Origin of the sequence: Streptomyces sp. NPDC092369, assembly GCF_044755245.1 — a bacterium.
Classification (GTDB): Bacteria; Actinomycetota; Actinomycetes; order Streptomycetales; family Streptomycetaceae; genus Streptomyces.
The window spans coordinates 1,246,342-1,266,437 of sequence record NZ_JBIVQP010000002.1 but is presented as its reverse complement, the minus strand read 5'-3'; the positions used below and the strand labels follow the sequence as shown (position 1 = coordinate 1,266,437).

Sequence of the window (20,096 nt, the reverse complement as noted above, 5' to 3'; positions counted from 1 at the left end):
ACAGATCAGTCATGGTCGCTCACGAGGTCGGTGGCCGCGTCCTGCGGGTGGGAGGCGGCGGCCTTGGTGAGGGGGTCGCGTCGAGGGCGCAGCAGCACCGTGGCGACCAGGGCGGCGAGCAGCGCCAGGGTGCCGGCCACGATCAGGCACAACTGGAGGCCGTCCAGGAACGCCTCGTTCAGGGCCGCCGAGGCGCGTGACTGGTCGGGGCCCAGGTCCAGACCGGCCGCGGCGCCGAGACCGCCCCGGTCCACCGCCGTGGTGACCGCCTCGACCGTCGGCCGGCCCAGGCCCGCGTCGGTGAGCCGGCCGGGCAGGGCGTCGGTGGCCCGCGTGGTCAGCAGGGTGCCGAGGACGGCCGGGCCGAGGGCGCCGCCGACCTGGCGGAAGGCGTTGTTGCCGGCCGCGGCCATGCCGGCCAGGTGATGCGGCACCGAGCTGACGGCGGTGGCCGTCATCGGGGTGATCACGCAGCCCAGGCCCAGACCGAGCAGGGCCAGCCGCCAGGCCAGTGCGCCGAAAGACGTGTCGGCGTCGATGCCGGTGAGCGCGAACAGCGCGCCCGCGGTGACCAGCAGACCCGCGGTGATCATGAGGCGGGGTGCGATGCGGTGCATCAGGCGGCCCGCGATCGGGCCGACGAGCAGGCACACCCCGGTGACCATGAGCAGCCGGTAGCCGGCCTCCAGCGTGTCGAGCCGCTGCACCATGCCGAAGTACAGGCTCAGCACGAAGAAGAACCCGATCAGCCCCAGGAAGCTGATCATCGCGACCAGCGTGGTGGCGCTGAACCCCGGGCTGCGGAACAGGGACAGATCCAGCATCGGGCTGGTGCTGCGCCGTTCGGCCATGACGAAGGCGACACCGCTGACGACCGCGACGAACAGGGCGAGCAGCACCTTGACGTCCGTGAAGGACTCCGCGCCGCCCTCGATGACGCCGTAGACCAGGGCCGTGACGGCGAGTGCGGCGGTGAGCTGACCGGGCCAGTCGAGACGGCGGGTGGCGGCGCCGGGGGCGCGGGAGTCGACGAGCGTGCGAGACGCGATCGCCATGGCGAGGAGGGACACCGGGAGGGCCGGGAGGAAGATCCAGCGCCAGCCGGCGTGGTTCAGGATCACGCCGGCGATCAGCGGGCCGACGGCGAGCGCCGCCAGCAGGGCGGACGCCCACAGGCCGACGTACCTGCCGCGTTCGCGCGGGTCCGGGACGGCGTGGCTGATCAGCGCGAGGGTGGTGGGCAGCAGGGCGGCCGCGCCGATGCCGGCGAAGGCCTGGCCCACCCACAGCACCTGGACGGAGTGCGCGCACAGGGCGACGGCCGCGCCGACGGCGGCGAACGCGAGACCCGCCTGGAAGACCTTCTTGCGGCCGTGCACGTCGCCGAAGACGCCGGCGGTCAGGATGAGGGCGGCCATCGGCAGCACGAACGCGTCGGACACCCACGAGAGCTGGGAGGTCGACGCGGTCAGGGCGCGCTGGACGGCGGGCAGGCTGACCGAGACGGTGGTCACCGGCAGATAGGCGACGAAGACGCCGACGCAGGCCATGACGAGCGTGGCCGCCCGCCGCTCGACCGGCGTGCCCGCCGTGGTCGTGACGTTCACTGGATTCTCCCTTTGCGGTGCCGTGCACCGGGGTCGGTTGTTCCGGCCGACACTCTGGGATGCGGTGGTGCGTCGAAGCGGGCCACGGGACGCGAAAACCTGGGAATCCGACATCCGGCACCGATAATCAGCGGATTTTCGACAGCTGTCCTGGTGGCCTGTTCAGCGGCCTTGACATTCAACGTCCGCCGTGAACAACGGAATTCACCGGATAACAATTCGGCAACCCTGTGCCTATGGGTGTGCCAGGCCTTCCGACGTGTGAATGCGGCTGATTCCGGGAAATCGAGCCTTCGGGGGACCGTCTCCACGCCCGTCCGTGTCCGGCCTTCAAAGGTTGCGCAAGTCATGAACCATTACACTCGCCAGTCCTCAACCAACGGGGGAGACATGGCAGATCCTGGGCCGTCGCAGGACATCGACGTGGCGCTGTTCGAGCGGGTGCTCGACCAGGCCCTCGACCGCGTCGACGGGACGGTGGACCGGGAGTGGCTGCGGTCCAGGGCGCTGGACGAGCGCGCCGCCATCGTCGCCGCGGCCAGGGCGCACGGCTCGGAGGGGGTCCAGAACCTGCTGGTGATGCTGATTCCCGTCCTGTCGGCGGTGGCCGCGGTCGTCCTGCTGATCGCCGGGTACGGCATGCGCGTCTTCGCGGACCGGCCGTATGTCGGAGGCGGTCTGATCACGGCCGCGCTGCTCACCGGGGCGGTGGCCGTCGGCGTGGCGGTCGGCGATCTCGGGTGGCTGCTGGTGGCGGCGGCACGGAGCCGGCCGCTCGACGGGGACGGTGAGGGCGGCCGAACCGACGAGGGCCAAGGTGGCGAGGTCGGGGAAGCGGCCCTGCTGGAGCGCGGGTTGGTGCCGTTCCTGCAGAGGTGTCTTGAGGAGGCGCGGGCGGGGGAGCGCGGCGATCGCGCCGTACCCGGTTCCCGCGCCCCGTAGAGCTCGGCAGCCGCTACGTCAGCTGCGGCGTGTGTTGCCGAACAGCAGGCGGTAGGCGATGAGCAGGACCAGCGAGCCGGCGATCGCCGAGCCCCAGGTGTAGAGGTCGAAGAAGTGGTTCTCCACCGGGCGGTCCAGGAACCGGGAGGAGAGCCAGCCGCCCACGAAGGCGCCCGCGATGCCGATGAGGGTGGTGCCTATGAGGCCGCCCAGGTCGCGGCCGGGCAGCAGGATCTTGGCGATGGCTCCGGCGAGCAGGCCGAGGATGATCCAGCCGATGATGCCCACGTCGATGTCCTCCCGTCAGGGTTGCTTGGTTGCGCAAGCCTAGGTTGGATCTTCGCGTCCATCGCCGGTGCTCACGAGAGTGTCGACGTTCTGTCACTCGCTCAAGACATTGCGCAATCCGGGAACCTCGGACACGGGCGGCGGGCGCTGTCGGTGCCGCCGCCTAGACTGGGCGAGCCGGGTGGAAGACGGCTGAACGACGGCTGTGACATGGGCGGGACGGGAGCGGACTGTGGCGGAGAACGCCGGGGGCGTAGTGAGCTACGAGGACCCGTCCGCCGAGGTCCTCACGGAGGCGGCCGCGGTGTTCGGTCTGCTCGCCTCCTCGGCCCGGCTGCACATCATGTGGGCGCTGTCCCAGGGCGAGAGCGACGTCACGCACCTCGCCGACCGGGTGGGCGGCGCGCTGCCCGCGGTCAGCCAGCATCTCGCCAAGCTGAAGCTCGCCGGACTCGTGCGCTCCCGCAGAGAGGGCCGACGACAGGTCTACTACGTCGACGACCCCGACATCGTGACCGTCGTGCGCGTGATGGTCGGCCAGCTGACCGCCCGCTCGCACCAGCCCACCGCGCCGGTACGCCGGCTGCGCGGGACCGGTGCCTGAGCCGACCGCGGCCGAGGGATCCGGCCTGCGCACCGCCGTATCGACCGAGTCGGCGGTGACGGCCACTACGTCGGTGCCGACCGTGCTCGAAGTGCTGCGCCGGCTCGACAGCGGCCCGCGCGGGCTGACCCGGGCGCAGGCGGAGGAGCGGCTGGCGCGGTTCGGTGAGAACACGCTGCCGGCCCGTCGCGAGGCCTCCTGGTCGCGGCTGTTCGTCCGCAGTCTGCGGGACCCGTTCACCGCGGTCCTGCTCTGCCTCGGCCTGGTGTCGGCCGCCGTCCTCGCCTGGGGCACCGCCTCGGTGATCCTCCTGCTCGTCGTGGTGAGCTGCGTGCTGCGCGCGTCCGGGGAGCACCGCGCCGACCGCTCCATGGCCGCGCTGCGCGAACTGGTCGCCACCACCGCCACCGTGCTGCGCCGCGCCGACGAGGACGCGCCGCCCACCGTCCACGAGATCGTCGTGGAGGAGCTGGTCCCGGGTGACGTGATCCGCCTCGGCCCCGGTGACGTGGTCCCGGCGGACGTACGGCTGCTGCGCGCGAGCGGCCTGAGCGTGCACCAGGCCGCACTCACCGGGGAGTCCGCGCCGGTCGCCAAGTCCGCGGCCGATGTGCCGGGCGCGGCGGAGGACGTGGCGCACGCGGCGGACGACGTGGCCCACGCGCGCGGAGACGTCCTTCACGTGGCGGACGACGCAGTACATGGGGTTCATGGCGGACCGCCCGGGTCCGACGGGCCCTTCGAGCGGCCGCAGCTCTGCTTCCAGGGCAGCAGTGTCGCCGTCGGAAGTGCCACCGCGATCGTCACCGCGACCGGCGCGCACACGCGGTTCGCGGCCGCTCACGGTCGTACCGCCGACCGGGTCGGGGCGAGCGCCTTCGACCGTTCCGTGCACGGGATCTCATGGATCCTCATCCGGTTCATGCTGTTGACGCCGCCGCTGGTGCTCATGGCCAACGCGGCGCTGCGGGGGCGGGGTCTTGAGACCTTGCCGTTCGCCGTCGCGGTGGCCGTCGGGCTGACGCCGGAGATGCTGCCGGTGCTCGTCACCACCTGCCTGGCCCGCGGCGCCTCGCTGCTGGCCCGCGCGCACGGGGTGATCGTCAAACGGCTGCCCGCGCTGCACGACATCGGCGCCATGGACGTGCTGTGCCTGGACAAGACCGGCACCCTCACCCAGGACCGCCCGGTCGTCGACGGCGCCCTCGGCCCGGACGGCCGCGACGACCCCGAGGTGCTGCACTGGGCCGGCGTCAACGCCTGGTGGACCCTCCAACTCGCCGACCTGCCCGCCCCCGACGCCCTCGACGAGGCGCTCCTGGACGCGGCCGACGAGGACGAGCTCATGGCCTACGACGGGATCGCGGCCGTCCCCTTCGACCCGGCCCGGCGCCTGGCGACCGCGGTCGTGCGCACCCCGGGCCGCCTCGGCACGCACACCCTGGTCGTCAAGGGTGACGTCGAGGCTGTCCTGGAGCGCTGTGCGTTCGACGGGGGCGAGAGTGAAGGAGGGGGTGAGAGTGAGGGCGGAGGCGAGAGCGAAGGCGGGGGCGACAGCGATGGCGAGAGTGAAGGCGGAGGCGATAGCGATGGCGGGGGCGTGCGTGATCGGGTGCGTGATCTCGCCGCCCGGCAGGCCGCCGCCGGGTTGCGCGTCCTGGCGGTCGCCACCGCCGAACGCCCGGCACGCGCGCGTGCGTACACGCCGGCCGACGAACGCGGACTCACCTTCCGCGGTCTGGTCACCCTCCGGGACGCCCTCGTGCCCACCGCCTCCGACGCGCTGCGGGTCCTCACCGACCGCGGTGTCGCCGTGAAGATCCTCACCGGCGACCACCCCGGCACCGCCGTCCGTGCCTGCCGCGACCTCGGCGTCCCGGTCGCCGACGAGGCCGTACTCACCGCCGACCGCGTCGACGGCCTCGGCGACTCCGAGCTCGCCGAACTGGTCGGCCGTACAACGGTGTTCGCGCGCTGCACCCCCGAGCACAAGGCCCGGATCACCCACGCCCTGCGGTCCGCCGGGCACACCGTCGGGTTTCTCGGCGACGGCGTCAACGACCTGCCCGCACTGCGCGCCGCCGACGTCGGGATCGCACCGCGAGGGGCCGCCGACGTGGCCCGTGAGGGCGCGGACGTGGTGCTCGCCGAGAAGGACCTCACCGCGGTCGCCCACGCCGTCGCCGCCGGCCGGTACGCGGGCGGCAACATCGCCACGTATCTGCGCGTCACGCTCTCCTCGAACCTCGGCAACGTGATCGCGATGCTCGGGGCGGGACTGCTGCTGCCGTTCCTGCCGATGCTGCCGGCCCAGGTGTTGACACAGAACCTGTGCTTCGACGCGGCGCAGCTGGCCTTCGCCCACGACCGCCCGAACGCGGCGGTGCTGCGCCGGCCGACCGTGTTGCGCCCGCGCGCGTTGCTGCGGTTCATCGTCGGGTTCGGCGCGCTCAACGCCGTGGCCGACCTGGCCACCTTCGGTGCCCTCGCGCTCGCCCTGCACGGGCCGGGGACGGGGGACGACGAAGCGGCGTTCCACTCAGGATGGTTCACCGAGAACCTGCTCACGCAGGCGTTGGTGATGGTCCTGTTGCGGGTCGGCAGCCGCGCCGCGCAGGGACGCCGGCCCGGTCCGGTGGTGTGGTCGGCGGTCGTCCTCGCCGCCATCGGCCTGGCCCTCCCGCCGTCGCCGCTCGGCGCGATGCTCGGCCTGACCGCGCTCCCAGCCGTGTACTACCTGCTGCTCGCCGCCGTTCTGGTGCTCTACGCGGGTGCGCTCCTGGCAACCCGGAGACGGTACGAGCGACGCCACGACGGGTTTCGGTGACCTCGGGTTCCCCCGAGGCCCCTTGAGATGCCTCACCTGTGAATCGGGCGGGCGTTCGCCCTGAACCGGTCAGGGGTTTGTTAGATTGCGCAACTACGCAACCCAAGGAGCCCCTGCTCGGGCCCGACCGTTCAGGGGAGTGGGAGATGAGCGACCCGTGGGACGGCAGGGGCGGCCAGGCCACCCGCAGCCGCGGTGACCGGGTGCCCGGGCAGCACGCGAAGTCGTCCGGGGGGACCGGGAGATCGGGCGGCGGCGCGCGAAGGTCCGGCGGCGAGGCGGGGAGGTCCGCCGGAGCGGGATCTGTGGCCGGTGGCCGGGCGGCGGCGCGGGAGGCGGCCCGTGCACGCGGTGGCAGGGGAGCGCGCCGGGCGCGTCCGGTGCGGCGCGGCAGGCGGGTGCTGAGGATCGTAGGGCTGTGTCTGGCCGTGTTGGTGATCGCCACGGCCGGGGCCGGCTGGTGGTTCTACCAGCACCTGAACGGCAACATCAACAGCGTCGCGCTCGACGGCAAGGGCGGCACGGAGAAAGCCGACGCCTTCGGGCGTACCCCGATCAACATCCTGGTGATGGGCTCGGACGGGCGGACCAGCGCCGCCGACTGCAAGCTGGGCGGCGGCTGTTCGCAGACCGGCGTGCAGAGCGGCAGCGGGAACGCGGACGTGCAGATGGTGGTGCACATAGCCGCCGACCGCTCCAACGCCACCATCATGAGCATCCCGCGCGACACCATGACGAACGTCCCGGCCTGCAAGGACACCGCCAACGGCACGTCCACCGCGGGCTATTACGGGCAGATCAACAGCGCCCTCCAGTACGGTCCCGCCTGCCAGGTGGCCACCATCCACCAGCTCACCGGCATCCCCATCGACCACTTCGTCAAACTTGACTTCTCCGGGGTCGTCAAGATGTCGGACGCGGTGGGCGGCGTCCCCGTGTGCGTCAGCAGCAACGTCTACGACACCTACTCGCACCTCAAGCTCTCCAAGGGCACCCACACCCTCAAGGGTGAGGCGGCGCTGCAGTTCGTCCGCTCGCGGCACGGGTTCGGAGACGGCAGCGACCTCGGGCGTACCGTCTCCCAGCACATCTTCCTCAGCGCGATGATCCGCAAGTTCAAGAGCGCGGGCACCCTGACGGACCCGACGGCGGTCTACGGTCTCGCGGACGCCGCCACGAAGGCGTTGACCGTGGACGACGGCCTCGGGAGCGTCAAGAAGCTGATCTCGCTCGCGGCCGACGTGAACAAGGTCCCCACCAAGCGGATGACGTTCACGACCATGCAGACCGCCCCTGACCCGGCCGACGAGAACCGTGTCGTGGTGGGCGCGGGTGCCAAGACGCTGTTCGCCACCATCGCGGGCGACCAGCCGCTGACCGACGGTTCCGGCAAGAAGTCCGCGGCGGCCTCGGCGACCGCGAAGCCCTCGGCGACGGTCCAGGCGGTGCCCGCCGCGCAGATCGCCGTGACCGTGGAGAACGGCACCCAGATCACGGGCCGCGCCTCCGCCGTCGCGGCCGCCCTCACCGACCAGGGCTTCAGCCCGGCCACGACCACGGCCAACGCGCCGAGCCCCGCGGTGACCACCACGCTCACGTACGGCACCGGCCAGAAGGGCGAGGCCCAGACGGTCGCCAAGTCCCTCGGCCTGTCCGCCTCGCATCTGGAACAGGGCACGGGGACGGGTCTGACCCTGGTGATCGGCAGCGACTGGCCGAGCGGTGGCACCTATCCGGGCGGTACGTCCGTCCCGGCGCCGGCCGACACAGCGGCCGCCGTCTCCAACGCCCACGCCTCCACCGCCGACCAGTCCAAGACCTGCGCCAAGGTCAGCCCCTACAAGACGGTCAGCCTCAACGGGGTCGCGATGACGCCGGCGCAGGCGTACGCGGCGGCGAGCGGTCGGCGGGACTCCGCCGATTGAGGGTGCGGGGTGCGGGGTGCGGGGGTGTGGGGGGCGGGGTGCGGGGTGTGGGGAGCGGGGGGTGTGCGGGGATCGACGTGTCGCCTCAGGGTTGTACAGTTGCGCAAGGCTGCAATAAACGGCGGGGGATGAGAGAGGGCGTACGAGATGCTCCGTAACGGACTGGAACCCTGGCACCTGCTGGTCGTGGCGATCCTGTTCATCCTGTTGTTCGGCTCGAAGAAGCTACCGGACGCGGCGCGCGGGCTGGGCAAGTCGATGCGGATTCTCAAGAGCGAGGCGAAGGCGATGAAGGAGGAGGGTGCGGCGGAGTATTCCGAGTCACCTCAGCCGCCTCAGGCAACTCAGTAGAAAACAGGTGGTGTTGGCGCGTCGTTCGGCCCGGTTCCCGGCGCGCAGGTCTGCCGTATCGCCGCCGTCCATAGCGTGAGTCCGTTTCTGCCACTCGGCATTGGGGCGGACATGGACAGTTCAGCTATGGGCGGGTGTCCTCGCACCGCGGACCTCGACGGTGACGGCATCACTGCGTCGAGTAGACGTACGTTCCTGAACCGGGCCGGTGTGCTCGGGGTGGGTGCGGCGGCTGCCGGGGTGGTGGGGGCGGGTCCGGCGTACGCGGCCGGGCGGGCGAGCGAACAGGGCCGCGCCGGGGAAGGCGACGACCCGTACGGGGAGGCAACGATGTCTTCTGCGCCTAGGGGCAAGTGGGACCCGGACCCGGACCCCGATAATCCCCGCTTCACCGTCGTCGTCATGCCGGACACGCAATACATTCGCGGCGAAGGAACTCGAACTGACGTCGAAGGTCGACTACTTCTCGATGGAGATCGACTTCGACGAGCGCTTCGCCGGGTTCGCGCCGGTGCCGCGGCGGAAGTCGCGGCCGGATCGACGGATGCCGCTGTCGGGGAGGTTGGCGTACTGGCGGTTCGACGAGGGCGGTGCGGTCGGCGCGATGTGGCCACCGACACGGTCGTGAGGGACCGGACGGGCCACGGCAGCGACCTCGTCCTGAAGACCGTCCCCGGCACCCCTGCGCACGCGCTCACCTGGACCGGCGACCACCACCCGGACCAACCCGCCCATGCGGGGCTGGTGTTCGCGGGTCAGGGCAACCCGGTCAGTGGCGCGTACCTCCAGACCGTCGACCGGGCGCCGATCAACCGCGAGACCTTCGCGCACGGTTACACCTTCGAGGTCTTCCTCAAGGTGCCGGCGGACTGGGACGGCAGGCGCAACGGCGCTGCGAGGAGGGCCGCAACCCGACCAGCACGGCGATCGGGTTGACGACACTCAACATGCCGTTCCTGCTGGGCGGTTACCAGTGGGCGGGGGCGGTCAGCCAGGTGTTCCACGGCACGATCGGGGATGTACGGATCGTGAATCGGGCGCTGCGGCCTGGGCAGTTCATGAACGCGTAGCTTCCGCGGGCGCGGGCGCGGGCGGGTGCGGATAGTCCGCCGAGCGGTGCTGGAAGGAGAGGATCTTCGGGTTCTGGATGACGCCGTCTCGGATCTCGATGGCCTTCTTGAGGGTGACGTCCGTGTCCCAAGTGGCCGGGCCGCTCAGGACCTTGCGGAGGTAGGGGAGGAGGGCCTCGCTGATTTCCCAGGTGGCGGAGTTCCAGAGGTGGGAGGGGCTGTGGTCCACGGCGTAGTAGTGGCAGCCCGATCCCACCGTGTGCATGGGCTCGCCGAAGGTGGTCGGGCGGGCCCATGCGAAGCCCATGCCCTCGTCGCAGGCGACGTCGATGAAGAAGGTGCCCGGCTGGAACAGGGCGAGTTCCTCGTCGTTGACGAACATCAGCGGCGCATCGGTGTCCTGGAGAACGCAGTTGACGACGATGTCGAAGCCGGCGAGGTACTGCGCGAGAGGCACCGGACCGAGCCCGGTGACGGCCTGCAGCCGTGACGGATCGTCCTCCTGCTCCTCGAAGTGGCCCATGACGACCGACGGCATCGGCGAGGCCACAGCCGCCGCGGCGCGCTGCGTGAGCACCGTGACGTCGGAGACGCCCATGGCGCCGAGACCCGTGACCGCGCCGCGCGCCGTGGCGCCGAAGCTGATGACCACCGCGCGCAGCCGGCGCCCGTAGCTGCCGGTCAGACCGCCGAGCTGGAGGGCGTGCAACACCGAGCAGTAGCCGGCGAGTTCGTTGTTCTTGTGGAACACGTGGACGCTGAAGGCGCCCGTGGAGGTCCAGTGGTTCATGGCCTCCCAGGCGATCAGGGTCAGCCGTCGGTCGATGGCGAGCTGCGTCATCTTCTCGTCCTGCACGCAGTGCGGCCATCCCCACAGCGTCTGGCCCTCGTGCAGTTCGGCGACGTCGTCGTGCATCGGCTTGGGCAGCATCACGACGTCACAGTCGGCGAGCAGCCGCTCACGGGAGCGCAGGCCGGCCACGAGAGGGCGCAGCGCGTCGTCGGAAACGCCGAAGCGTTCGCCGTAGCCCTGTTCAAGGAAGATGCGCTCTCGGATGTCGGGGGCGATCCGGTCGAGGTGGCGGGGGTGCAGCGGCAGCCGGAACTCGTTCTCCTTGTGCGAGGAGGCGAGTACTCCGAGTGACAGCAGGCTCGGGCTCATGAGGGGTGGCTCGTTTCCGACCGGTCGCGCGGGGCTCCGGCCGCTTTGCCGTTCCCCGAGGGCGACGCCGAAGCGGTGACGGCGTGCGAGAGGCGCTCGGTAGGGCCACGGTACTCCGATCCTGGCTCGTTCCGGCCCGTCCGCGGTCCGGCCGACGGCGTGCTCCGCAGGTCGGACAGGGTGTGGACACGGTGGCTTCCGTCCAAAACCTCGGTGTCGACGGGCCCGTTCCCTCGCGCTGGACGGCTCCCGCCTGTCAGGCTCGGGCACGTGACGTACGTAGTGACTGTGGACACCTGCATCCCGGAGGGCACTCCGGAGATGGACCCGCTCCAACGCGCCGGCGCCGTGGCGCTCATCGAGGACGGATTCGACTCGGTACGGGCCGTGGAGGGACCCGACGGCGTGGAGGTCGACGTCCTCGACACCATCGTCGCCGTCCACCCGGGCGGCGCCCTCCTGAAAGTCGTCGTGGACGCCCCGGCCCTGGAACTCGCCGAGGAGTCGGTGCAGGCGCTGGTCGATGAACTGCTGGAACGCTCCGAGCTGTTGGCCGACTGGACGATCGACCGCTGCGAGGTCGAACTGCACCCGGATCTGGCCAGACAGAGCCTCGACGCGGCGGAGGGCCCCGACGCCCCGCCCGACGACCCCGCCGCCCGCAAGGCCCGCCACACCGGTGCCCCGACGACCGAACCCACCGATGGGGCCTACGACGCCGAGGCGAAGGCGGCGGCCGTACGACGGCAGATGCTGGAACTGGCGGACCAGTTGCGGTCCTTCTCACCGGCCGTGTTCGGCGTGGTCGAGGACGCGGAAGAGGGAGGAGAAGCAGCGGGAGCGGGAGACGGAGAGGACGGGGGAGCAGGGGGCGAGGGCACCGCCGTCCCGCCGGCAAGTGCGCGGCTCGCCGCCGGTGCGCTGGTCTACGCGATCGACTTCCTGGTGGACGAGCTGTTCGAAGACGTCCAGGTGCTGACTCAGGAGGAGGCGACCGTCGCGGAATGCGAGGGTCCGCTGTGGCACCTGGAGCGGCTTCCCGACCGGTACGCGCTCAATTACGACGCCCGCTTCTCCCGGCGTTTCCTGGTGACGGTGATCGCCATGACCACCCGTTTCACCGACGGAAGCTTCCAGCGACTCAGCTGCGTCGCCGAGGAACTCGCCCTCCGATTCCTCCTCAGCCAGGCGACCACGACCCTGGAGCTGTACGGCCTCCTCGACGACGACCTGTCGGCCGCGCTGGACGCGTTCGCGGGAAATGTCTACGAGGACATGGGGCACGAGTGGCTCTACGACGACTCGATGGACGGGCTCGGGGAGCTCGGTGGGATGGGAGAGGGCGCAGGGGCCGAGGGGGCTGAGGGGATCAGCGGAGCTGACGGGATGGGTGGGGCCTCTGCGGGGGCCGCACTCGGAGGCGTACCCGTGGCGTTCAAGGCCTGGTTCACGCCGTTCAACGAGGGTCGATACGTCCATCCGTCGGCGGCGGGGGAGCCCGAGGCAGCGGTGCAGTGACGCTTCTTCGTGCCAAGCGGTGGGCCGACTGCGGCCCTGCGGTGGCGTGGTGCATCCGGATGAATCTCACCTGAGGCGCGATCCGATCCAAGTTTTCTGAGTTGGGTCGTCCGCGGATGTCGAGAACGTGTCATCGGCTCCGTCCCAGGGGCATCAGAGGCCGGCACCGGCCGCACGAGGAAGAAGGAGAAACCACCATGGCGATTCAGCGGATGGACAACGTAGGCATCGTCGTCGAGGACATGGACGCCGCCGTCGCGTTCTTCCTGGAACTCGGTATGGAGCTGGAGGGCAGGGGGGAGGTCCAGGGCCCCTTCGCCGACCAGTGCACCGGACTCGACGGCGTCCACTGCGAGATCGCGATGGTCCGCACCCCGGACGGTCACAGCAAGCTCGAACTGGCGAAGTACCGCAGCCCCGAGGTGATCAGCGACGGACCGCGCAACCGGCCGCACAACGTTCTGGGCACGCACCGCGTCATGTTCGCCGTCGACGACATCAAGGACACGGTTGCCCGCCTGCGCCCGCACGGCGCCGAACTCGTGGGCGAGATCGCCCGGTTCGAGGACATCTATCTGCTGTGCTACCTCCGGGGGCCGGAGGGGATCATTGTGGGGTTGGCTGAGCAGTTGCGGTGAGGACGGGGGCCGGTCCATGAGGCGGGCTCGGCTGTCCCCTGGCCCCGTCGTTCAGTCGGAGATGTCGACCCCGTATCCGCGTGCGAGGGTGTCGAGGCCATGGTCGTAGCCCTGACCGACGGCTCGCAGGCGCCAGATCGGACCTCTGCGGTAGATCTCCGCGAGGAGCATGGTGCGTTCGGTTGTCGCGGCGTCCAAAGTGGCCCGGGTGAGGGGCGGTCCGCTGTGGCCGGCAGCCGCCCCGATCTGGATCGCGCCGACCGTTCCGAAGGTGGCCGGGCCGTCGATGGCCGCGGCGACGACGACCTTCCGCGTCGCGGGCGGCAGGGATGCCAGGTCGAGGGCGATGGTCTGTTCTGCCGGGCCGCCGGTCAGCAGCCGTACAGTCCCGGCGGGGCTTTCGGGGGCGCCGTAGAAGATGAAGTCCTCGTCGAAGGTGACCTGTTCGTCCTCGTCGAGGATGAAGGCCACGACGTCGATCTCGCAGTCGGCCTGCGGAGCCCAGCCTGCGGTGACGTACCACTCGGGGGCGGGTCTTCCGGATGGCATGGGGAGGTCGATGACGCCGCCCCTGTGCATCACGAGTGGGTCGTTCAGCCGGACAGCCGCCGTGTCCGGGGCGGCGACAATCGGGGAAGTGAGCCAATCCGCGTCGTGCACAGGGAGTTCAAGAGCGGTGATGCGGCCCATACGGCGGTCCTTGTCGCCGTTGGCGAGGACGACGACGTCGGTGACACTGGCGGACAGGTTGACCGCTGCGGATCCCCCCAACTCGACGACGCGGGTGCGAGCCGCGACGGCATCGGTATGAGCACCGCCGAGCACGAGTACCCGGCGGCTCGTCAGCGGCTTGGCCAAGTGGTCGGCCGAGTCGCCGGGTTGGCGCGGAGCGGGGACAGCCGCGCCGAAAGAGGGCGGCGGCAGTGCGGGCTCTTCCGGGACAGGTGCTGTGGTGGATCCGGGTTCGGCCGCGTGAACTGCTGCCGTTGCCGGCGCCTTCACCGGCGCGATCTCGGCGGAAGCGGCCGTCACCTCATGCACTGTCCCGGCCCGTACATCGGCCAGCAGCCGCAGAAAGGTGTGCTCGTCAATGACCGGTACGCCCTCGGTGGCCGCGCGTCGGGCTTTCGCGGACCGGGACGCCGGCTCGTTGGTGACGAGCACGCTGGTGTGCCGGCTCACAGAGGTCATCATGTTCAGTCCGGCGGCGACAGCGCGCCCGACCAGTTCCGCCCGTGCGTGCGCGGTCTCACCGGTTACCGCGATCTTCATCCCCTGAAGCAGCGGCCCTCCAGGAGCCATGCGCCCCGGATTGCGGTAAGCGCACGGTGTCTTGGGCGGCTTCGGCGTGAACTGCGACTCCGCCCGCGGTGGGCAGCTCACCAGCGGTAACGGCAGATCGAGCCGCGCCGCCTCGCGCAGCGAAGCCCGCAGGATCCCGGCGAGTACCCGAGTGTCGTCCAGCGCGTCGTGCGCGCGCTGCTGCGGTACGCCGTAGTGGGCGGCCAGTGTGCCCAGCTTCATGTCCTCCGTCGGTGGATCCACCTGACGATTTAAGGCCAATGTGCAGAGCCGCTGGGACACCGGCAGCCACATCCGCGCACGGGCGAACTCGTAGGCCAGGAAGTCGTAGTCGAACTGGGCGTTGTGGGCGACCAGGACCCGGTCCTGGAGCATCGCCCCGATCCGCCCGGCGACCTGGCCGAAGGTCGGCGCGCCCCGCAGCCGCTCGACGGTCAGTCCGTGCACCTCCACCGGTCCCGGGTCGCATCCAGGGTCGAGCAGCGTGGAGAACTCCCCGGTCTGCTCGCCGTCCGGTCCGATCGTCACCACCGCGACGGCCAGCACCCGGTCCCGCCGGGCGATGAGCCCGGAAGTCTCCACGTCGACCAGAGCCCAGTCGCGGGCGTAGTCATCCGTGGGCAGCACGTCCAAGGAGGTGGAGGTGAGACTCATGGCGCCAAGGGTGACCCGATATGAGGGCCTCCTTCAACCTGTATGGCAATTTGCCCGTATCTGGGCGGTCGACTTCTCAGAAAGACCCGGGCCGCCCTCGCGCACCCACTCAGCCGAGCTCCATGAAGTGGCTCCGGCCAGCAAAAACGCCCTCCCATCGGGAGGGCGGAGACGGTGCGCCCCCGGCAGGACTCGAACCTGCGGCCAAGCGCTTAGAAGGCGCCTGCTCTATCCACTGAGCTACGGGGGCCGGTGTGGTGGCCTCGTGTCTGGTGCTGCCCGGGTGTGGGCTGATCCGTGACGTTGCCGGGGACAAGGATAGGGCTCCCGCGTCCTTGTCCCTGTTGCTTCGCCTCCGTGGCTCGATGTGGAGGTTCAGTGAAGCGGTCCTGATAATCGCAGGCAGGTACGAATCGTGCATCGCTTTTGGCGCCTCACGCCCCGGGTGTTGTGCACTCGTTATGCCTGGACTGTGCCCGCGTCCCAGTCATCCCTTCCATCCCTGTGTGTCCGGTCGGCGCGCAGACATGCTCATATGCTTCAGAATTCCCCTAAAATTGGGCATTCTTCACATGTGGTGACCTTGGACGTACGGCCTCAGCTGCTCGACGCACTCTCCGCCCTGCGCGACCGTGTCGCCGCCGCACGCTTCCCGCTGCCCCTGGCGGGGGCTCCACGCGCGCGTGCCAACCGCGACGAACTGCTCGCACAGCTCGACGACTATTTGGTGCCCCGGTTGAGAGAACCCGAAGCGCCCTTGCTGGCCGTGGTGGGCGGTTCCACCGGCGCCGGCAAGTCGACCCTCGTCAACTCCCTTGTGGGCAGGCGGGTCAGCGAGGCGGGCGTGCTGCGGCCGACCACGCGCACACCGGTGCTGGTGTGCCACCCGGAGGACCATCACTGGTTCAGCGGGATGCGCGTGCTGCCCGACCTCACGCGCGTGTGGGTGCCCCATCAGGAGCCTGGGGACGACCTGCTGCTCCCGGGTGAGAACCCCGCGCGCGTGCTGCGCGTCGAGACCGCCGAGACCCTCCCGCGCGGCCTCGCCCTCCTCGACGCCCCCGACATCGACTCCCTGGTCGCCGACAACCGCGTCCTGGCCGCCGAACTCATCTGCTCCGCCGACATCTGGGTGATGGTCACCACGGCCGCCCGCTACGCCGACGCCGTCCCCTGGCATCTGCTGCGCACCGCCAAGGAGTACGACGCCACCCTCGTGACGGTCCTGGACCGCGTGCCGCACCAGGTCGCCTCCGAGGTGTCCCGGCAGTACGCGGCGCTGCTCACCAAGGCAGGACTCGGCGACGTACCCCGCTTCACCGTGCCCGAGCTCCCCGAGTCGGCCTGGGGTGGCGGGCTGCTGCCGGCCACCGCCGTCGCCTCGCTGCGGAACTGGCTCATCCACCAGGTGCAGGACCCCGCCAACCGGCAGCAGACCCTGGCCCGCACCGCGTACGGCGTCCTCGACTCGCTCAAGTCCCGGATGCCCGAACTGGCCAGCGCCGCCGCCGCGCAGTACGCGGCCGCCCTCCGGCTCACCTCCGCCGTCGACGCGGCCTACGACAGCGAGCACGCGCGCGTACGAGGGCGGCTGCAGGCGGGCGCCGTGCTCGCAGGAGACGCGCTGAAGCGCTGGCGCGCGTTCCCGGTCGACTGCTCCGCCGGCGAGCTCCTCGACGCGCTCATGGAGAGCCTGGCGGCCCTCCTGCTGTGCGCCGTCACCGCCGCGGACGAGCGCGTGGACGAGGCCTGGCGGCGCGAACCCGCGGCGGGCGCCCCCGGTCTCACCGACCGCGACCCCTCCCTGGAGAGCGCCGAGCACCGCATCGGGATGGCGGTACGGCGCTGGCGGCGCGAGCTGGAGGAGTACGCCGAGGAGGAGGTGCGCGACCTCGACCGCACCGTCGCGCCGGACCCCGAGGTGGTCGCCGTACTGGTCGCCACCGCGCTGCTGGGCGGGCGCCGGGCGCGTTCGGCAGGCGAGGGGCTCGCCGAGCGGATCGGCGCGCACGGGGCGCTGCGGCTGCGCGACCGGGGCGGGCGGCTGCTCGCCGAGTACGTGGACCGGGTGATCCACACGGAGCGCGAGCGCCGCCTCGCGCCCCTCGACGCGCTCGACGTACACCCCGAACCCCAGGCAGAACTCATCGCCGCGCTGTCCGTACTGCAGAAGGAGAGGTGACCGGTGACCGCCATCACTGACCAGGACCACACGGATCACGCCGATCAGACGGAACACGCTGATCAGGCCGGGGAGACAGGGGAGACGGTTGCCGTGGGCGGGCGTCCGGAAAAGGGTGCTCCTGAAGAGGGTGCTTCCGAAAACGGCCTCCCTCTAGGGGACGCATCCGAAAACGGCTCCCCCGAAGAGGGCACTTCGGACGGTCATCCCCTCGGAGAGGGCGACCCGAACCGTACGGGCGCGGGCGATGACGCCGACGCCGGCAGCGGACGTAAGGACGACGACACCCGCAGTCGTACGGACTCCGCGGCCGCCGAAGCCACGAGCGTCTGGGACGACGGGCTGATCGCACGCCGCGTGGCCGAGGACGGGACCGTCGCGCCCGGGTACGTACCCCCGCCCGTCGTGGAGACCAGGGGGCCCGGCGCGCAGGCGATGGCCGCCCCGCTCGCCTACGACGGTCATCTGCGGTCGCGGCTCGACGCGTTGCGGGAGTTGGTGGGGCTCTCGCGGACCCGGCTCGACAGCCGGACCCTGGCCGAGGCCGGGCGAGTGCTGGACGAGGCGGCCGCGCGCCGCCGGCTGTCCGGGCAGCACACCGTCGTGGCCATCGCGGGGGCGACGGGCAGCGGCAAGTCGCAGCTGTTCAACGCGCTCGCCGGCGTGGCGATCTCGGAGACCGGTGTACGCCGGCCCACCACCGCGGCTCCCATCGCGTGCAGTTGGAGTGACGGGGCCGCCGGGCTCATCGAGCGGCTCGGCATTCCGCCCCGACTGCGGCGGCGGCCGTTGCAGAGCGCCGAGGCGGAGGCGCAACTGCGCGGGCTCGTCCTCGTGGACCTGCCCGACCACGACTCGGCGGCCGTGCAGCACCGGGAGCAGGTGGACCGCGTCCTGGCGCTCGTCGACGCGGTCATCTGGGTCGTCGACCCCGAGAAGTACGCGGACGCCATGCTGCACGAGCGCTATCTGCGGCCCATGGCGGGCCACGCGGAGGTCATGTTCGTCGTCCTCAACCAGATCGACCGGCTGCCCGGCGAGGCCACCGAGCAGGTCCTTGACGATCTACGACGGCTGCTCGACGAGGACGGGATCGCGCTCGGCGAGTACGGCGAACCGGGCGCCGGCGTGCTCGCCCTGTCCGCCCTCACCGGGGACGGCATCAGTGAACTGCGCGAGGCGCTCGGCCAATTCGTCGCGGAGCGCGGCGCCCCGGCGCGCCGCATCTCGGCGGACCTGGACGCCGCCGCGATGGGACTGCGCCCCGTCTACGCCACCCGCCGGCGCACCGGCCTCAGTGAGGAGGCGCGCGACGAGTTCGCCGGGCGGCTCGCGGACTCGGTGGGCGCCACCGCGGCGGGCGAGGCGGCCGAGCGCGCGTGGCTGCGCAACGCCAACCGCGCGTGCGGGACGCCCTGGCTGCGGCTGTGGCGCTGGTACCAGGACCGGTACGAAACCCCCACCGGGCGGCTCCCGTTGCGCACGCAGGAGGACGAGGAGGCCACGGCCCGCCAGCGCGTCGAACAGGCGGTACGGACGCTGGCCGACCGGGCCTCGGCCGGGCTGCCCGCGCCGTGGGCGCAGGCGGTGCGCGAGGCGGCCGTACGGGGCTCACAGGGGTTGCCCGAGGCGCTGGACGAGCTGGCGGCGCGGGCCGGACTGCCGCCGGGGCGACCGCCCAGGCCGGGCTGGTGGCCGGGGGCCGTCCTGACCCAGGCCGCCATGACGATCCTTCAGGTTGTCGGCGGGCTGTGGCTGTTGGGCCAGATCATCGGCTTCATGGCGCCGAACCTCGGGGTGCCGGTGCTGCTCATGGTGGCCGGGATCATCGGCGGGCCCCTCGTCGAGTGGAGCTGCCGGATGGCGGCGCGGGGGCCGGCGCGGCGGTACGGCATGGACGCGGAACGCCGGTTGCGGGAGGCGGCGGCCGGGTGCGGGCGGGCCCGGGTACTGGATCCGGTGGCGGCGGAGCTGTTGCGGTACCGGGAGGTTCGGGAGCAGTTCGGGCGGGTCGCGGGGGTGGGGGCGGCGGCGGGGACGCGGTGACGCCCGCGACCTGGTGACGCCGGTGACCCGGTGATGCGGTGACCCGGTGATGCGGTGACGGCCGAGGGCTGGTCGGGGTGGACCCGACCGGCCAAGGGGGCGGGGTGAACGCAGTCATGACGGTGGATCACTCGTCCGGGTGACGGAGTTTTCCACAGGCTAAGGGCGGTCCACAGGGCTCAGCGGGCCCGGCCCGACGGAGGCAGTCTGGCGGTGCGGCGATCGCGGCGGACGTGATCGCCGCGGCGGTGAAAGTCGCAGACGCTGCCGTACGGGACGGGCCCGTAGGCATGTCCGCCCGGCCTCCGCGGCCGGGCGAGGGAGGGGTTCGTGATGAACGAGACGATCATCTGTGCCGTGGGGAACGTGGCGACGCAGCCGGTGTACCGGGAGCTGGCGTCGGGACCGTCCGCGCGGTTCCGGCTCGCGGTGACCTCGCGCTATCTGGATCGCGAGAAGAACACGTGGATGGACGGGCACACCAACTTCTTCACGGTGTGGGCCAACCGGCAGCTCGCGACGAACGCGGCGGCGTCGCTCAGCGTGGGCGACCCGGTCATCGTGCAGGGCCGGTTGAAGGTGCGCACGGACGTGCGCGAGGGGCAGAGCTGGACCTCGGCGGACCTCGACGCGGTGGCCATCGGCCACGACCTCGCACGCGGCACGTCGGCCTTCCGGCGGGCGAACAAGCAGGAGCCGGGGACGGCCGCCGCGTCCACGCAGTCGGAGCCCAACTGGGAGACACCGCCGGGCGGTTCGGAGGCGGACTTGTCCCCACAGGAGCCGGAACCGGTCGCGGTGACGTGATGGCGGACAGTGTCCCGAGCTGACCGGACTGCGGCTTATCGACGAATGCGCCCCCGTGTGGCCCGGTGGATTTGTCGATAAGCCCTGCTCGGACGCGGTTCGGGCGATAACGATTCCGAGTCGGATCGTTTGTCCGACGGTATGACCGGGAGGCGCGGTGTGCGGCATCCCTA

The 20,096-nt window shown here is 71.2% G+C and carries 17 protein-coding genes and 1 tRNA gene; 12 read left to right on the top strand and 6 right to left on the bottom strand.

Annotated features, from left to right (window positions below; genetic code table 11):
• Window positions 1-5 precede the first annotated feature (5 nt).
• Window positions 6-1,607, bottom strand: coding sequence for a DHA2 family efflux MFS transporter permease subunit (locus tag ACIQI8_RS15335; RefSeq protein ID WP_402349492.1), 1,602 nt, complete (start codon window positions 1,605-1,607; stop codon window positions 6-8).
• A gap of 390 nt (window positions 1,608-1,997) precedes the next feature.
• On the opposite strand from ACIQI8_RS15335, the gene ACIQI8_RS15330 reads away from it, so the two are divergent.
• The gene (locus ACIQI8_RS15330; RefSeq protein WP_402349490.1) at window positions 1,998-2,549 is read left to right on the top strand and encodes a hypothetical protein; all 552 of its coding nucleotides are present in this window, start codon (window positions 1,998-2,000) and stop codon (window positions 2,547-2,549) included.
• Between the two features lie 18 nt (window positions 2,550-2,567).
• On the opposite strand, the gene ACIQI8_RS15325 is transcribed toward ACIQI8_RS15330, so the two are convergent.
• Window positions 2,568-2,837, bottom strand: a complete 270-nt coding sequence (locus ACIQI8_RS15325) for a GlsB/YeaQ/YmgE family stress response membrane protein (protein WP_402349487.1) — start codon at window positions 2,835-2,837, stop codon at window positions 2,568-2,570.
• A 232-nt stretch (window positions 2,838-3,069) separates the two neighbouring features.
• Here ACIQI8_RS15325 and ACIQI8_RS15320 point away from each other — a divergent pair, with 232 nt between their 5' ends.
• The 4 genes from ACIQI8_RS15320 (at window position 3,070) to tatA (ending at window position 8,544) form a co-directional block, all read left to right on the top strand.
• Entirely contained in the window at window positions 3,070-3,441 is a 372-nt protein-coding gene (locus ACIQI8_RS15320; protein ID WP_402349484.1) for an ArsR/SmtB family transcription factor, read from the top strand.
• Window positions 3,434-6,268 carry an HAD-IC family P-type ATPase gene (locus tag ACIQI8_RS15315; RefSeq protein ID WP_402349482.1) on the top strand — a complete coding sequence of 945 codons (2,835 nt, stop codon included), beginning with the start codon at window positions 3,434-3,436 and terminating at the stop codon, window positions 6,266-6,268. The genes ACIQI8_RS15320 and ACIQI8_RS15315 overlap by 8 nt, the downstream gene beginning before the upstream one ends.
• Before the next feature lie 146 nt (window positions 6,269-6,414).
• Window positions 6,415-8,193: an LCP family protein gene (locus ACIQI8_RS15310; protein ID WP_402349479.1), complete on the top strand. Its 1,779-nt coding sequence runs from the start codon at window positions 6,415-6,417 to the stop codon at window positions 8,191-8,193.
• 147 nt (window positions 8,194-8,340) lie between these two features.
• Window positions 8,341-8,544, top strand: a complete 204-nt coding sequence (tatA, locus tag ACIQI8_RS15305; protein ID WP_402349476.1) for a Sec-independent protein translocase subunit TatA — start codon at window positions 8,341-8,343, stop codon at window positions 8,542-8,544.
• 459 nt (window positions 8,545-9,003) lie between these two features.
• Here tatA and ACIQI8_RS15300 read toward each other — a convergent pair whose 3' ends face one another.
• Window positions 9,004-9,189 carry a hypothetical protein gene (locus ACIQI8_RS15300; RefSeq protein ID WP_402349474.1) on the bottom strand — a complete coding sequence of 62 codons (186 nt, stop codon included), beginning with the start codon at window positions 9,187-9,189 and terminating at the stop codon, window positions 9,004-9,006.
• Here ACIQI8_RS15300 and ACIQI8_RS15295 point away from each other — a divergent pair.
• Window positions 9,169-9,480, top strand: a complete 312-nt coding sequence (locus tag ACIQI8_RS15295) for a hypothetical protein (protein WP_402349471.1) — start codon at window positions 9,169-9,171, stop codon at window positions 9,478-9,480. The two genes, ACIQI8_RS15300 and ACIQI8_RS15295, sit on opposite strands and share 21 nt — an antisense overlap.
• Window positions 9,477-9,614 carry a hypothetical protein gene (locus ACIQI8_RS15290; protein WP_402349469.1) on the top strand — a complete coding sequence of 46 codons (138 nt, stop codon included), beginning with the start codon at window positions 9,477-9,479 and terminating at the stop codon, window positions 9,612-9,614. Before ACIQI8_RS15295 ends, ACIQI8_RS15290 begins: the two co-directional genes overlap by 4 nt.
• On the opposite strand, the gene ACIQI8_RS15285 is transcribed toward ACIQI8_RS15290, so the two are convergent.
• Entirely contained in the window at window positions 9,601-10,776 is a 1,176-nt protein-coding gene (locus ACIQI8_RS15285) for a N(5)-(carboxyethyl)ornithine synthase (protein WP_402349466.1), read from the bottom strand. The genes ACIQI8_RS15290 and ACIQI8_RS15285 overlap by 14 nt on opposite strands.
• A gap of 270 nt (window positions 10,777-11,046) precedes the next feature.
• Between ACIQI8_RS15285 and ACIQI8_RS15280 the strand changes: the two genes are divergently transcribed.
• The gene (locus ACIQI8_RS15280; RefSeq protein ID WP_402349463.1) at window positions 11,047-12,294 is read left to right on the top strand and encodes a hypothetical protein; all 1,248 of its coding nucleotides are present in this window, start codon (window positions 11,047-11,049) and stop codon (window positions 12,292-12,294) included.
• Window positions 12,295-12,491: 197 nt separating this feature from the next.
• Window positions 12,492-12,932 carry a VOC family protein gene (locus ACIQI8_RS15275; RefSeq protein ID WP_402349460.1) on the top strand — a complete coding sequence of 147 codons (441 nt, stop codon included), beginning with the start codon at window positions 12,492-12,494 and terminating at the stop codon, window positions 12,930-12,932.
• A 51-nt stretch (window positions 12,933-12,983) separates the two neighbouring features.
• On the opposite strand, the gene ACIQI8_RS15270 is transcribed toward ACIQI8_RS15275, so the two are convergent.
• The gene (locus ACIQI8_RS15270; protein WP_402349457.1) at window positions 12,984-14,888 is read right to left on the bottom strand and encodes a TerD family protein; all 1,905 of its coding nucleotides are present in this window, start codon (window positions 14,886-14,888) and stop codon (window positions 12,984-12,986) included.
• A 177-nt stretch (window positions 14,889-15,065) separates the two neighbouring features.
• A tRNA-Arg gene (locus tag ACIQI8_RS15265) sits at window positions 15,066-15,138 on the bottom strand.
• Between the two features lie 324 nt (window positions 15,139-15,462).
• Between ACIQI8_RS15265 and ACIQI8_RS15260 the strand changes: the two genes are divergently transcribed.
• The 3 genes from ACIQI8_RS15260 to ACIQI8_RS15250 all read left to right on the top strand — a co-directional run bounded on the left by ACIQI8_RS15260 (window position 15,463) and on the right by ACIQI8_RS15250 (window position 19,923).
• Window positions 15,463-17,070 carry a dynamin family protein gene (locus tag ACIQI8_RS15260; RefSeq protein WP_402349454.1) on the top strand — a complete coding sequence of 536 codons (1,608 nt, stop codon included), beginning with the start codon at window positions 15,463-15,465 and terminating at the stop codon, window positions 17,068-17,070.
• A gap of 3 nt (window positions 17,071-17,073) precedes the next feature.
• Entirely contained in the window at window positions 17,074-19,116 is a 2,043-nt protein-coding gene (locus ACIQI8_RS15255) for a GTP-binding protein (RefSeq protein WP_402349451.1), read from the top strand.
• A gap of 333 nt (window positions 19,117-19,449) precedes the next feature.
• Window positions 19,450-19,923 carry a single-stranded DNA-binding protein gene (locus ACIQI8_RS15250; RefSeq protein WP_402349449.1) on the top strand — a complete coding sequence of 158 codons (474 nt, stop codon included), beginning with the start codon at window positions 19,450-19,452 and terminating at the stop codon, window positions 19,921-19,923.
• Window positions 19,924-20,096 lie beyond the last annotated feature (173 nt).